This is a genomic window from Mesotoga sp. BH458_6_3_2_1 (assembly GCF_003664995.1).
Lineage (GTDB): Bacteria > Thermotogota > Thermotogae > Petrotogales > Kosmotogaceae > Mesotoga.
Genome location: NZ_JFHL01000029.1, coordinates 221,992 through 236,585 on the forward strand (window position 1 = coordinate 221,992; position 14,594 = coordinate 236,585).

Here is a 14,594-nt window from a genome sequence, read left to right on the forward strand (position 1 = left end):
CAGTTTTTTGGTTTTTGCCTAAAGGCTCCTCCTTCTCGAGTGAAGCTTGAAAAGCTCCATGATCATTAGCAGGGGAGTGGCACATGCAAGTGCTACGAGCCACTGAGAAAAAGAAACTGGAGCGATTCCCAGTAGATTCTGAAAGAGAGCAGTGTTCATAGCGATCAGGTGAAGCCCGTGAGCAGCAAAGACTCCGAGAACCAGGATGTAGTTTCTGCTAATTGGCATCTTGAAGGCCGAGACGGTCTCAGATCTGCAGTTAAAGACATGGACGTTCTGCATCAACACAAAGAGCAGAAGAAGTATGTTTCTTGAGGAGTTCTGTTCACCGCCTGATGAAAGCAGTACCATCCATGCTGCGAACCCTACAAGACCCATTGTGAATCCCGAGAGCAATGTTTCCCGTATCATCAGTTTGTCGAAAATCCCTTGATCTGTTTTCCTTGGAGGGTTTTTCATAACACCCGGTTCGCCCTTTTCGAATGCAAGTGCAACATCTTGTATTCCGTTAGTAACTAGGTTGAGCCAGAGAATCTGAACTGCAGCGAGCGGAAGGGGCACATTGAAGATTACAGCAAGAACAAACAGCAAAAGTTCGGCGGCTCCTGTGGAAATAAGCAGATAGATCACTTTGCGCACATTTGCGAATGCAAATCGGCCCTCTTCTATTCCCGAGACTATTGAAGCAAAGTTGTCGTCAGTGATTATGATCGAACCGGTATCCTTCGCGACATCCGACCCGGACCCCATTGCCACACCAATGTTTGCCCTCTGCAGTGCAGGAGCATCATTCACTCCGTCGCCCGTAACGGCTACATAATGTCCCTCTCTCTTTAACGCCTCAACGATGTGAAGCTTCTGGACCGGAGAGACTCTGGCAAAGACAGTAGAACGAAGGCATAGGTCAGTGAACTCCTTACCTTCATGGTCGCCAGCGTTCTCCAGATCCTTACCTGTAACGACTTCGTCGTTTCCTTCGATGATTCTAAGTTCTTCTGCAATTGCTTTTGCCGTGGACGGATGATCTCCGGTTATCATAATGACCCTGACTCCCGCCTTCTGACTTTCTTTCACTGCATCTTTGACTTCGGGTCTCAATGGATCAATGAATCCAACAAGTCCCGCGAACACGAGGTCATCCATCTTCTCGATCTCAGTATTTTCTCCGTTGACCTCTGCAAAGGCAAAGGCAAGAACTCTATATCCGTCTTCGGCTATCGATAGTGCTTGATCTTCTACCGACTTATGTTCCAATTCACCTTTGCTGCCGTCATCGTTCAGTGCCGACCTGCATCTGGAGAGGACCGTTTCGGTAGCTCCTTTCATGGCAAAGATCTTTTTTTCTTGTTCTGCGAATAGGACAGCGGAACACCTGTTCTCCGACTCGTAAGGAATCTCTTTGAGAATATCAATCTCTTCACGAAGTTTCTCTGGTGAAAGGCCAGACTTGTGTGCCATTGCAAGAAGAGCAACGTCCATAGAATCTCCGCTTTGGTGCCATTGCCCGCCCTTCTTCTCCAGCACACCTTCATTGGCAACAACGGATATTTTCATGAGCTGTTTTAGACCGTTCGGGAATTCATCCTTCACTCCCCGAAGCTCACCCTCGCCGTTGTAACCCTCGCCGGTAATTTCGTATTCTTTTCCGGAAGGGAGTCTCACCAATCTTGCTGTTTGCTGATTAACCGTTAGCGTGCCGGTTTTGTCGCTTGCGATGACTGTGCAACTTCCCAGGCTCTCAACCGCTTCCAGTTTCCTAACAATCACGTTTCTTTTTGCCATCCTGCTCGTCGCGACGGATAAGGAAACAGTCAAAGCAACGGGCAGTCCCTCGGGTATGGCAGAAACAGAAAGCGCCACGGCGAGAAAGAAAACGTCAGAGAGAGAGTAACCCTGAAGAAGTCTGATAAGAGCGAATCCTGCTGCTGCGAATAGTACTATATAGGCGATCCTTCGTGTGAATCTCTCCATTCTTATCACTAGGGGCGCTTTCCCTTGCTCGGCGCCGGTAACTACCTCTGCTATCTTCCCAATTTCAGTGCTTCTGCCTGTCGCAATTACCACACCTCTTGCTCTACCTGTTATTACTGTAGAACCGGCAAAAGCCAAGTTCTTTCGATCACCTATCTCAAGATCTTCATCAAGTTGATTCGCGCTTTTCTCGACTGTAGTAGATTCGCCTGTGAGAAATGATTCGTCGCAAGAGAGATTGTTCGTCTCAATCAATCTGATGTCGGCAGACAGCCTATCTCCAGATTCGGCAAGAATGATGTCTCCAGGCACCAATTCCTTCGAGTTCACCGTTCTCGTCTCCCCGTTGCGTATAACTCTTGATTCTTCTTTCATGATGTTCAGTAGAGCCTCGGCACTCTTTTCTGCCTTATACTCCTGGGTCGTTCCAATAATCGCATTCAAGGCGACAACGGCCATAATAAAGATCGCGTCATCGGGCTGACCAATAATCACAGAGATTAAACCGGCGACCAGAAGAATGTAAATCAATGGATCCTTGAATTGAGAGAGGATGACCTGGAAGAGAGTTACATGTTTTTTCTTAGGCAGTTCATTAGGCCCGAAACTGCTCAGCCTTTCCCTGGCCTCTTCACTGGATACTCCATCCCTCGAACTATCTAGATGCTGGAGAGTTTCTTCAACCGATAACTTGTACCATTTTGTGTTCTCGGATTGCTTCTGCAATGTTTCCTCCCTTGTTTCGAATCTACATGATAACTCTTTTCTCCATCAGAAAGACTTCATAGCAAAGCGAGTTCTTGCCCTCTAGATTTTGAAATGTTTTACCCACGGTCTGCAATATCTGGTGGTATCTTTGAATCCCAAACTCCTGCAAAAACTGACTGTGGAATTCATGAAGGACCGAGCAATTCTAAATGACTTTTTTTCTATCAGGACCTCCTCAAGCTCGTCTCCATCATTTATATAGAGCTTCACAAAATCGAATCCATTTGCTCTGTCCGCAAGATTCTCTTCAAAGTAATCATCGATTTTGGGGTAAAGATACCTTTAATCGGGGTGTATCTACATCCATGCTTCACTAGGCTCCTCGTTTTCTGAGTAAGCCACCGCAGTAATTCAACCTTCTGCGATTTCCCGTACTCCGATTGAATCTTGCCAAAACGGCAGATCGTCTCTATGATTTAAGTGAGGCCTTGTAGGTAAATTGAAATAATTCGTCGAAAAATATCTTTGAAGAGACAGGACGTGAAATCTGCAAAGAATCCATCTGTCAATTAGCCAGTTGAATGGACCCCTGTGAAGAGAAAACGTTTCAATAATTAGCTCTCTAATTCTCATGAAGTTCCTCTCCAGCGCACACTTTCTGAGAGTTAAAATCTTGCTCAACGTGATCCCTCCATTAAGATTATAGGAGTCTGATCATCAAATTACTTAGAATTATAACACCGTCAACTGTTCATCAAAATCTCCATGCTTACTACATAGAGATTAACCAAAACAAAGTGCCCGGGACAAACCGGGCACCTTTAATTGGCCTAACTTGACGAACCTGTTTAAAAGCTCAGTAATTAATTGCCCTTGGAAGCTTTTTTGCCTGTTCTATCCAGTTGAGTATCTGCTTTTTGGTTGGAAGCTTTCGAACGAGTTTCTTTTCGTCATTCACTTCTACGATCTTCTGGTAAAGGTTGTCGCCGTTTCTCTTTGAAAGCTCTGGAACTGTATCAACTCCCGCGGCCTCTAGAAGTTCGGAGTATTCCCCCCCGATTCCTTTGATTCTCATCAGATCAGCATGGTTTACCCAGGTAAGTATGTTGTCCTCACTAATATCCGCTTTCTTCGCCAGCTCGGTCCTTGCTTTCTTTGTCTCACATGTCTTCAACAAAGACTCGATTGAGGTGATTCCAGCTTCCTTCAGTTTTTTCTCATAGACAGGTCCAATTCCTTCGACGATTGTAAGTCTTGCCATCCAAATTCCTCCCTTCTATTAGTGGTGTCCATAAAATTCCATGTCGCGTGCTTAAGGAATTGCCAGTGGAAATTGTAGAGCTACTTCTTAAAGAACTTTCCAAAGAAACTACCGGCGTCATCGAGAAAACTGCCGTCCTTGTCCTTGTCCAACAAATCGGATGCCTTTTCCATCATGCCGCTGCTACTGCTACTCGATACAATGTTGCTCAGGAAACCTGCAATTCCCGATGAATCAACACTATTTCCCTTCTTCTCATTTCCCAGTGCGGCCATTAGAAGAGGAGCAATCTGTGAAAGGATACCGGTAACCTGGTCTTTCTTTAGCCCTGCTTGAGCTGCAATGTTCTTCTCAACTCTCTCCTCGTTTTCTGGAAAGATGTGGCTAAGAATCTTCTGTCCTCCGCTTCTGTCAGCATTTGAAATGAAGGACTTCACGTCATCAACACTTTCATCTTTATGCTGATCAAGAGCTCTGTTAAGCGATTCGGCGCCTTCTTTGGTGGAGGCGTTTCGCGCTAGACCTTGCATGAGTGCTGGTAGTCCCAATTGAGTTACCTTCTGTACCTTATCTGGAGTAGTTCCAACGGACTTCGCAAGCTCTGAAGATACTTCCACGTTATTCAATTTTTCTGAGATTTGATCAAATAGACTCATTGGTCTCCTCCTTTGAAAGTTCTGTAACATCTACTTTATTATACTTCTTCATTTCAAAAAGCAAAATCATAAGTGAGACTCAATCTAGTGAACGAAATAACTATTCTCAATTCTCAATGCATTAACGGTTGAAACCACTTTCAGAATAAACTTGTTATTATTGGTGAAACGGATGGTCCCGCAAAAAAGAGACCGTATTCTCTATTAACTGATAATCGGTTAGGACGGTGGAAATCGTGGAGCACTTCCGAGCAGTTGATTTCACTCCTAGGAGGGATTTGCTTTGAAGGCGAAAAAGGCAAGGCTAATTTCGGAATTATCAGTACTCAGCCTTTCCCTTTTGGGAGTAGTGTTGCAGCTATCACTTTCTAAGAGCCCTTCTGATGCCATCGCGCAGTTCAGTTACTACACGTTGCAGACTAACCTTATCGTCTTTGCAGTTGCATTCGCAAATGTCGTATTCGATGGAAGACGCCAAGAGTCACCTAGAGTCGATGGAACATTAAGAATCTTGACCGGTGGGTCTGTGTTGTGGATAACGGTCACGATGACTGTCTTCCATTTCCTTCTTTCGGGCTATTATCGACCCGAGGGACTGGCTTTGATCGCAAATAGTCTGCTGCACTATATTACGCCGACTGCTGCAGTAATTGGCTGGTTACTGTTTGAAGAGAAGAGTTCATACAAATCTTTCTATCCAATTTTGTGGACGATGTATCCTCTTGCTTATGCAGTGGTCGCCATCATACGGGGAAGTTTCACAGGTTCTTATCCTTACTGGTTTCTAAATCCTGCAGATGAATATCCTCAAGGAATCGGTTCGTTTGCTAATCTGATTATCTTCATTTTGGTTGTTGGCGTGGCTTTTGTCCTGGCAGGTTATCTAATGATTCTAATTAACCGTCTTTCTCTTCACAGAAAGCGTTGAGACACTTAGCATGATCATGATGCCACACGCAGGAATACCCAGCTTAAACGTTTTAGTATGAATTACTCTTGGCACTTGTCGAAAGCAAGTCTGAGCATGCAAAAAGAGGAGGGCATAAGCCCCCTCCTTAAGATGCATATTCTCACGCTTAGCGGTTGCCCGGGCCTCTTCGTTGCCCTATTCCTCGGCCAAAGGCCTTTTCATTTTCGCAAGTGCCATCCCTCAAGCGTTTGCGAAACATCTCCCCTTCGTTGAGGCAAAGGTCATTGACGTTGTCTCCATCCTCGTCAACAAAACGCTGACACTCTTCAGGAGCAAGCTGAGAACCTTTGTTTCCTCTGAGTCGCTGGCCAACAGCATACGTGAGAGTTGCTATAAGAAGAAGTATAAGTGCGATTATGACTACTTTCTTCATCCCTGTGCACCTCCCTTCATCCAAGCAGTACAAGAGATTTTACAATTCGTTCCTTAGAGTTTCCTTAGATTCTGGATGTGAAGATAAAGTATTGTCTACGTACTTTCGCCAGGGGAATTTGAAAGTCATATGCAGCTTCTTAATCTCGTTAAAGAGCAATTGCTGTTTGATACGCGCATGTCTCCCGGTTCTTGCAGAAGGAAAAGTGTGGATTTTGCTTGGGATCCAGAAGACCGTGAAGAACCTCTACCTGAATGGCAATACCTTTCCTGATAAAACATGGCGCTAGATTCGTATCAAGTAAAAGGCTTGCGATTTCTCAGTACTGTGTCGTACTCACGCTTAATTGTCTTTGTGCAGCCCCGTCTAAAGAAAATGGTCTTGCAGAATCTTTCCCGTTATCAACAACAACTGATGGCTAATTGCATTTTTGGTGAGAGAGCTGAGTCATGAGGAAAAATCGGCTTTGAGGAACGGATAGAGACCCTATCCTCCCAAACTACACGACTGTATTCTACTACTAGAGCCAAATGGCGAAATGCTCATCCGAAATTCTGGAGAGATTGTTTCGCTTCTCCTCTAAATCGAAGTCAGAAACTCCAATTATTTACTGAAACTCAATCTTAAGCTCAGTCATTGACAAGGTAGCCGACTTCTGTAGCATGTTGGAGTAGCTCGATCGCTGAATCATATTCTTCATTACTCAGCTCTGCTCCAGAGTCTAGTACCCAGAGTTCCAAATCGGAGACATCGAACACTGTCCCGTCGTATGCTACGTACCTCTTGTCTTCAGCCATCCCGTTGAATCGAGCGAGCTGTTCGCGAGTAAATATCAGTAGCCCTACCAGATAGGCTTTGTCGAGTTTGGAAATCCCATGAGGAGATTCGTCTAGAATTTCCTTTGTGAGATCGTTGCCGGCGAGATGGAGATCGCCCTGATGAGAACCGTTCCGCCAGAAGGCTAATTCGGAGACGTCATAGACTTTACCTTCCACGGACACGTATGCTTTTCGGCCATCATGCCCGTCCATTTCCTTAAGTTCATCAATTGTGATTCCAAGTACTGCAATCGCTTCGATTCCAGAAATATTACGGACACCATGTGGAGAGTCTTTCAGCAATTCGGAGGTTAACTCGTTTCCGGCGAGATGCATACCGCGTTGATGGGAGCCGCCAGGCCACCTGCCGAGTCTAGAGAAGTCATAGACCTTACCCCCTATTGCTACGTAGCTCTTTTTCCCGTCCTTGCCGTTGTAATTCTTAAGCTCTTCAAGTGTTACGACCAGCAATCCTACCGGTTTGATATCGGCGGTTTTAGCCTCCTTATGAGGAGAGAGTGTCTTGAGCTCATACGTCAGTTCCTGGCCAGAAGTATGGAGTGCCATGTGGTTACCGTTAGACCAGAGACGCAAAGATGACAGGTCAAAGATTTCTCCTTCTACCGAAACGTAAGCTGAATTGCCGGATTTTCCATCGAATCTCGATAATGCTGTGATTGTAAACATCGGCTCCGTTGTCGAAAACGTTTGAAGGTCAAGATCATTAAGAGAAACGTCGTCAAGTCCGGCTAAGGCGTTCGATCCTAAAGTGAGAAAGATCAGAAATGAAATTGCGCAAACCAAAAAACCCTTTCTCATAGTAAACCTCCTCTTCAATCTGTAGCGGTGGCTGAGTGGAAACTAAAGAGTGTTATCTTTTCATGAGACCGCCAGGATATGCTAGAAAGTACAAGATCAGCGATTGTTTGTCTGGGAAATGCCATAATGAGTGTTCAGTCGAAGAGATGAACTCGAGCGAGACAGTTGACTTTAGTTCTGTTTGTACGTAACGTTGTACAATGAGAGAGATTTCCCGAGCAGTCAGTAAAAAATAGAAGGCCCGTTAGGGCCTCCTATACTAGAGTATCAATAGTAAATTAGTTCGAGAAGCAAATAGAATGCATTCACGCTTTCATAGTATCCGTCGATTTCCCAGTAATAGAGGTCGAAGCTTCCATCATCATACACTTCAAATTGGACGAATACTTCTGCAGGAATACCTCCGAGATCGAAACTCCCGCTAAACTCCACGATGTCAAGATCATCGGTAGAGATGAAGTAGTTCCAGTATGCGTCATAGAAGAAGCCATCGAAAGCTTCTCCCAGAGTCATCCAGTTGTAGTAGACGTCGAAATAAGAATTCTTTACTTCTGCGATCTTGGTTGCGAAGATCGAATTAAGCATAGCGTCAATCATTGTCTCATCCTGAGTAACATCATCGATTCCCAAGTACTCGATTTCGAATGTTCTTTGATCGACATCGACCACAAACTGAAAAACCGCTTCTGCCAATCCATTTTCTTTGTAGTAAGATCCCACGAATTCTACAACATCTAGATTATCTGATGAAACGAAGTAATCCCAGTAACCATCGATGAAAAAGACGCTGAATGTTTCTCCGATAAACTTGTCAGGAAAGTCATAGAAGTACCCATCCTTCACGACTGAAATCGCTACGTCAGCTCTTTCAGGAAGGAAGATCTTCTCAAGGAATGCAAATTGATTTGCGTTGTCTTGTGGGATTCCATTAATCTCCCAGTAGTCCATTAGGAAAGTCGAGTCCTCTTCCTTAACAGAGAAACGCATAGTAACTGAAGTCGTTACGTTATTTTCATCGGCGAAGCTTCCGGTGAACTCCACGAAGTTCTCGTTCCCTACTCTTGAGTACTTCCATCTCGTTACTTCGAAGAATGATTCGAATGACTCTCCGATAAGTTTGTCCGGGAAGTTGTTGAAAGTACCTTCTGTCACGATACTGATGAATCTGGCGCTGTCTTGCGGCAAAAGCCTCTGGGAAAGTGAAAAACTAGTAATTAACACAGCTAGTAGCAGTATACCCATAAATTTCTTCATAAATCAGCCTCCTTTTCTGCTCCACCTTGATTTCTTGAACTTAGTTGTCATGAGTAGTTTCAGTTAGCTATCCTGAATCTCTGAATCCTATTGCCCGACTGCTCAAGAACAAAAACATGTCCAACGGTGTCGAGAGATATGTCAATTGGTTTCGAAAATTGACCGTCGGTTGCTCCGGAGCAGCCCCATTCATAAAGAAAGTTCCCTTGTGGATCCAAGACGACAATCATGCTTGTCGTCTTATTTATGTACATGAGGTTTCCGAGGTGGTCGACTACCGATTCTCCTGGCTGCCCCCATTTTCCAGCATGGCTTGTGGCCCATTCGGCCAAATAATTTCCTTTGGCATCATACTTCTGAATTCTTCTCAATATGTCATCGGAAATGTAGACGTTTCCCTCTCTGTCTACGCAGACGCCCGATACCGAGGAGAGATTGCCGGGATTCATTGCATCGAACATGTTCATCTTTGCCCCTATTGTCATCAAAAGGGTTCCTTCTTTGTCAAAAACTTGAACTCTTTGATTAAACGCATCCCCGACGTATATATTGTTGAAATCGTCGATTGCCATAAACATCGGACCATCGAACTGACTCGGCTCAGGTCCTTTAGTGCCCCAGGCTTTCACGAATTCGTTCCGGCTGTTGAATTTCTGAATTCTTCCATTCTGGGAGTCTGCAACATATATGTATCCATAAGAATCTACTACAACATCATGTGGAAAAAGGAACTCGCCGTTTGCGCTTCCATAATTGCCGAAGGAAGCCTTATGCTTTCCATTGCTGTCGAATATCTGGACACGATGGTTCAGAGTGTCGGCCACATAGATCATGCCTTTGCTATCTGCGGTGAGACCCTGCGGATCACTCAACTGACCATTATTATGGCCCTGATCACCCCAGGTTACCTCATGAATTGCTGAAACCCCAAAGAGCGAAAGAGCTACGGAAAGACAGACTGCTAAGAGAACCAGATTCTTCAAATGATTCACCCCTTCGAGTTCTTTTTTGCTTACTTCTCTCATCTTAGCATTGTGAGTACATAAAACGCTCCCATCAAGGACAGTGGTACGTCAATTGCTCTTCTTAACGCTTCAATAAATGGGGACGGCAATCTGAAGGGCGCAAACCAAAGTAAGAGAGTGATGCAATGCTTTTACCAATCATCATTGCCTTTTTTTGAAGATTCCGGGCATTGCGATAGAAACGTTCGTGTTCTAAACTATAGATGAGAAACCAACCATTCTCAGTGCCTCAGTAATTTTCCGGTAGTAAGACAAAAGGATTATTTCGATACAGGGATTAAACCAAACCAGATTGAATTGGAGGTGTCAGAATTGGCAAAGATGATTAAGAAGAACTATTTACTTGCTCCTGGGCCCACGCCGGTTCCTATCGATGTACTTCTTGAAGGTGCTAGGGACACGATTCACCACAGGACTCCACAGTTCAAGAAGATCTATGAAGCCGCGGTAAGCGGTACCAAGAAGGTTTTCAAGACTGAAAACGATCTGTTCATTCTTGCTTCCTCCGGAACCGGAGCGATGGAAATGGCAGTAGCAAACATTGTAAATTCTGGAGAGAAGTTGATCGTTTGCAGTGTTGGAAAGTTCGGTGAAAGATGGCTTGAGCTAGCAAAAACTTTCGGAGCAGAGATTGTCTTAATTGAGAGGGAGTATGGGGATTTCTACACACCTGAAATGGTTGAAAAGGCTCTTAATGATAATCCCGATGCAGTTGCTGTTCTAACCACGCTTAGTGAGACGTCTACAGGTACCGTAATGGACATTGAAGGTATTAGCAAAGTAGTCAAGAGGGCAGGAAAGTTGATTGCCGTTGATGGTATAAGCGGTCTGGTTGCCGAGCCCTTGCTCACTGACGAATGGGGGTTGGATATAGTACTTTCCGGTTCTCAAAAGGGCTTTATGCTGCCTCCTGGACTGGCTTTCATATCTTTCAGCGAAGATGCCGTTGAAAAGGCGAAGAATACTAAATCAACAAGCTTCTATTTCAATCTCAAGAAATATCTTAAAGACCCTCTTCCATGGACGCCTGCGGTTAATCTGATTTATCAGCAGAGTCTCGCAGTAAAAATGCTCCTTGAAGAAGGAATGGAAAATGTGTGGGCAAGACACGAACTCATGGGAAAGGCAACAAGAGAAGCTTTAAAGGCCATGGGACTGGAGCTGTTTTCCAAGAGACCGGGAAACGTTCTAACTTCTGTGAAAGTGCCGGAAGGAGTAGACGGAGGCAAGATCGTTTCTATCATGAGAGATGAATATGGCGTTACGATCGCCGGTGGACAAGGGACAATGAAAGGCAACATCTTCAGAATTGCTCATCTGGGCTATATGTCGGACTATGATGTTGTGACTGCGCTTACTTCTCTTGAGAAGGTCTTGAGAAGACTTGGATTCAAGGTAGAGTATGGCACTGGAGCAAGGGTGGCTATGGAGATATTTGAAGAGGAGGGTGCGTAATGCTCAGACTTCATGCTAACGATCCTCTGGACAAAACAGCTATGAAGATACTCGAAGAAAGCCATCTCTTCCAGATATCTGCAGAGCATCTCGACAAAGATCAGTTGCTAGCGTTAATGCCCGAGATTGAAGTGCTTGTTGTAAGAAGTGCTACAAAGGTCACATCTGATGTCATTGAGGCGGGAAAGAAGCTTAAGCTAATTGCTAGAGCCGGCGTTGGACTGGACAACGTTGATGTCGAGTCGGCAAGGAAACACAATATCCTTGTTAGAAATACACCGGGTGCGAACGCGATATCAGTGGCTGAGCTGACTTTCGGATTGCTTCTTGGACTCGTCAGACATATTCCAAGAGGTACATATGGAATCAAGGAAGGAAAGTGGGAGAAGAAGGAGCTCAAAGGTGCCGAAATCTTTGGCAAGACTATTGGGCTTATAGGGTTTGGAGCTATTGGACGGGAAGTTGCGAAGAGAGCGATAGCCTTTGGTATGAATGTCTGTGCTTTCGATCCATTTGTCAAGGAAACGGACATGGAAGTTGAGCTTATGACCACAGTTAACTCCTTAATAGAGAAGGTTGATGTGATTTCTCTCCACATTCCCCTGACACTGGAAACGAAACATATAATTGGTGAAAAAGAGATCTCCCTGATGAAGGACGGCGTTATTATTATCAATGCAAGCCGAGGCGGGACAATAGATGAACAGGCGCTCTACAATGGATTGGTTTCGGGTAAGGTTTCTGGAGCCGCCCTTGATGTTTTTGAGGTGGAGCCGCCGTCCGATGAGCTGAGAAGGAAACTAATCGGCCTCGGGAACGTCATCTGTGTTCCTCATGTAGGAGCGAGTACATCGGAGGGTCAGAAGAGAGTTGGCCTGGAGATGGCAAAGATAATCGTAGAAGAATGCAAGATCATGATATAATGCACATGATTTTTCTGGTGGAGGTGTGAGTGTGAAAGTATACGTAGACAAAGATACTTGTATTGGATGCGGAGTATGCGAAGGAATTTGTCCCGACGTTTTCAAGATGAATGATGACGGAAAAGCAGAAGCGATTGTCCCCGAAACGGAAGCCGCTTGTGCACAGGATGCCGCTGATTCCTGTCCAGTTCAGGCAATAAAAGTAGAATAGTTTCCAATTCTTAACGATCACATGTAGGGGCAGACAAATGGTCTGCCCCTTTCTATAGTGGAACACAAAATTTGTCTATTTTTTCTAAGTGTTAAGTCTGGTATAGTAGTAATTGCTTCGGTACTACTTGTTATTCATTAATTTCCTATTATGCGGTTTGCTTCAGGGTTACAGCTAATATTCCGTGGAGGTAGTTGTGTCTAATTCAATCATAAGCACTCTGAAGAAGAAGGTCTCAAAGAAAACTTGGGACAACTGGTTCTCCACATTCGAATTGAAGGAAGTTGAAGATGAGAAGGTCGTTTTCTCTGTTGCAAATCTATTCATAAAGGACTGGCTTCAAACGAAGTATGGGGGGGCCATCTCCGATTCTATAGTTGAGCTCCTGGGGAAGAGAATCCCCTTTGAAATAATTTACAAGAACAAGGCAATGCCCACAGAGGATTCCACCGGTCCACAGACTTCAGGCTCATTGTTGAAGAGAAAGCCGCTAATGATCTCAAATCTGAATCCTGAATATACTTTTGGCAATTTCGTCGTCGGTAGTGAAAATAAAGCTCTCTATGAAGTTGCACTTGATGTAGCTCAAAGTCCTGGAAAGTACAACCCATTCTTCGTTTACGGAGGCGTAGGTCTAGGCAAGACACACCTTCTTCAGGCAATCGCTCAAGAGACCATGAACAATTTTCCCGATAAGAAGGTTTTATATATAACTAGCGAGCAGTTCATGAACGATATGATTCAGTCGATAAAAGAAAACAACATTCAGAAGTTCAGAGACCACTACCGAAAGAAGTCCGATATTCTTCTGATTGACGATATTCAGTTTCTCATTGGTAAGAAGGGGGTTCAGAATGAGTTTTTCCACTCATTTAATGAGCTTCACGATTCTGGAAAGCAGCTGATAATCTGCTCTGACAGAAATCCTGAGGAGTTGGATACCTTTCACAGCAGGCTTAAATCAAGATTCCAGATGGGTATGCTTATGTCGATCCAGGAGCCCCAACCTTCTACGAGATTCCATATTGCCAAACAACTAGCGCAGAGAGAATCGGTTTCACTGCCTGACGATGTTGCGAAAGTCCTAGCAGACAACATTGACGGAAACTTGAGAAGATTGCGGGGGGCGATTATAAAGCTCATTGTTCATAGTAGCGTTTTCAGATCACAGATTGACCTTTCACTTGCGACTCAAATACTTCAGTCGTTTACAGGATCGGTGAATGTTCCTGTTTCTCAGAGACCAATTGACCAGATCTACTCCGCAATCGAGAAAATGATGAAAGTGACGAGAAAAGAGATTGAGTCGGGAAGCAGAAGTAAAGACATTGTTCTGGCAAGACAGCTGACAATGTACATCCTTAAGAATCATTTTGGAAAACAAGTTACTGAGATAGCTAGAGAAACCGGGAAACAGCATTCGACTGTGATTCATTCGGTGAAGAAGATAGATAAGAGCGTTATGATGGGTAAGGGTGCGACTAAGCTACTGTTTGACGATATCATCGGGATCATTTCTTCCAATTCCGCTGCGGTATAGAGCCTTGAGGATCTCTCCCTCTTTGATGCTTCAATTAAGACAATAAATCCGACTCTGTTAATCTGAATATTTCATTCAGGAAATCTTCTCGGGTAAGATGAAAGAGATAATTCTAGTGTTCTAACCTATTGTGCGGGAGGCGGAAATGAAATACGCAATCAGTGTTTCGATTTTTCTTGTTTTGGCTATTGCAATGATCGTGATGGTGTTCGATTGGCAGGCAAAGAGTCCTGAAAGAGTAAATCAACTTCCAACAGAGCCATTTGGGAGTTTTTCGGATGGGGTTTACGCTGGAAGGGAAGGTTACATCAGTCTGGAAGTCGAGGTGGCTGGCGGAAAAATTATTGACATAAGAATTCTTCAGAACCGGACGGATCGATATGCAAAGAGTGCCGAAGCTACTGCCGATAGAATCGTTGAAGCCCAGAGTCTTGAAGTTGATCTCGTAACCGGAGCAACAGCATCAAGTGAATCGATTGTCTCTGCTGTTAAGAACGCCCTAGGCGTTGCTGATCTGTCGAGCAGCAATTGAATGTGCTTCATAAGCTGGAAACAAGGTTTGTTGGCGGTTTAGTTGCGAAGGTGAAGGACTGATAAGTCCGATGAAAAC

The 14,594-nt window shown here is 44.5% G+C and carries 14 protein-coding genes; 6 read left to right on the plus strand and 8 right to left on the minus strand.

Features of this window, described 5'->3' with window-relative positions; all coding sequences use genetic code 11:
- Positions 1–18: 18 nt before the first annotated feature.
- The 4 genes from Y697_RS13690 to Y697_RS13705 form a co-directional block, all read right to left on the minus strand.
- Complete coding sequence (locus Y697_RS13690; RefSeq protein WP_121552359.1) at positions 19–2,697, minus strand: HAD-IC family P-type ATPase; 2,679 nt, start codon at positions 2,695–2,697, stop codon at positions 19–21.
- A 393-nt stretch (positions 2,698–3,090) separates the two neighbouring features.
- Positions 3,091–3,360: a hypothetical protein gene (locus tag Y697_RS13695; RefSeq protein WP_121552360.1), complete on the minus strand. Its 270-nt coding sequence runs from the start codon at positions 3,358–3,360 to the stop codon at positions 3,091–3,093.
- Between the two features lie 175 nt (positions 3,361–3,535).
- Positions 3,536–3,940: a DUF4332 domain-containing protein gene (locus Y697_RS13700; protein WP_121552361.1), complete on the minus strand. Its 405-nt coding sequence runs from the start codon at positions 3,938–3,940 to the stop codon at positions 3,536–3,538.
- A gap of 80 nt (positions 3,941–4,020) precedes the next feature.
- A complete protein-coding gene (locus Y697_RS13705) occupies positions 4,021–4,596 on the minus strand; it encodes a DUF937 domain-containing protein (RefSeq protein ID WP_183083831.1) in 576 nt (191 codons plus the stop codon).
- Positions 4,597–4,879: 283 nt separating this feature from the next.
- Here Y697_RS13705 and Y697_RS13710 point away from each other — a divergent pair, with 283 nt between their 5' ends.
- Entirely contained in the window at positions 4,880–5,524 is a 645-nt protein-coding gene (locus tag Y697_RS13710; RefSeq protein ID WP_121552363.1) for a Pr6Pr family membrane protein, read from the plus strand.
- Positions 5,525–5,672: 148 nt separating this feature from the next.
- Here the strand turns inward: Y697_RS13710 and Y697_RS13715 are convergent, their stop codons facing one another.
- From Y697_RS13715 to Y697_RS13730, 4 genes are all read right to left on the minus strand, one after another.
- Positions 5,673–5,939: a hypothetical protein gene (locus tag Y697_RS13715; protein ID WP_121552364.1), complete on the minus strand. Its 267-nt coding sequence runs from the start codon at positions 5,937–5,939 to the stop codon at positions 5,673–5,675.
- Positions 5,940–6,568: 629 nt separating this feature from the next.
- Positions 6,569–7,576: a cytochrome b5 domain-containing protein gene (locus Y697_RS14850; protein ID WP_220665752.1), complete on the minus strand. Its 1,008-nt coding sequence runs from the start codon at positions 7,574–7,576 to the stop codon at positions 6,569–6,571.
- Between the two features lie 267 nt (positions 7,577–7,843).
- A complete protein-coding gene (locus Y697_RS13725) occupies positions 7,844–8,830 on the minus strand; it encodes a hypothetical protein (RefSeq protein WP_121552365.1) in 987 nt (328 codons plus the stop codon).
- 59 nt (positions 8,831–8,889) lie between these two features.
- A complete protein-coding gene (locus Y697_RS13730; protein ID WP_259462580.1) occupies positions 8,890–9,855 on the minus strand; it encodes a 6-bladed beta-propeller in 966 nt (321 codons plus the stop codon).
- A 312-nt stretch (positions 9,856–10,167) separates the two neighbouring features.
- On the opposite strand from Y697_RS13730, the gene Y697_RS13735 reads away from it, so the two are divergent.
- The 5 genes from Y697_RS13735 (at position 10,168) to Y697_RS13755 (ending at position 14,516) form a co-directional block, all read left to right on the plus strand.
- On the plus strand, positions 10,168–11,310 hold the full coding sequence (locus Y697_RS13735; RefSeq protein WP_121552366.1) for an alanine--glyoxylate aminotransferase family protein: 1,143 nt from the start codon (positions 10,168–10,170) through the stop codon (positions 11,308–11,310).
- Positions 11,310–12,233, plus strand: coding sequence for a D-2-hydroxyacid dehydrogenase (locus Y697_RS13740; protein WP_121552367.1), 924 nt, complete (start codon positions 11,310–11,312; stop codon positions 12,231–12,233). The genes Y697_RS13735 and Y697_RS13740 overlap by 1 nt, the downstream gene beginning before the upstream one ends.
- A gap of 31 nt (positions 12,234–12,264) precedes the next feature.
- Entirely contained in the window at positions 12,265–12,444 is a 180-nt protein-coding gene (locus tag Y697_RS13745) for a ferredoxin (protein WP_121552368.1), read from the plus strand.
- A 196-nt stretch (positions 12,445–12,640) separates the two neighbouring features.
- Entirely contained in the window at positions 12,641–13,984 is a 1,344-nt protein-coding gene (gene dnaA, locus Y697_RS13750; RefSeq protein WP_121552369.1) for a chromosomal replication initiator protein DnaA, read from the plus strand.
- Positions 13,985–14,129: 145 nt separating this feature from the next.
- Positions 14,130–14,516 carry an FMN-binding protein gene (locus Y697_RS13755; RefSeq protein ID WP_121552370.1) on the plus strand — a complete coding sequence of 129 codons (387 nt, stop codon included), beginning with the start codon at positions 14,130–14,132 and terminating at the stop codon, positions 14,514–14,516.
- The last annotated feature ends 78 nt before the right edge of the window (positions 14,517–14,594 follow it).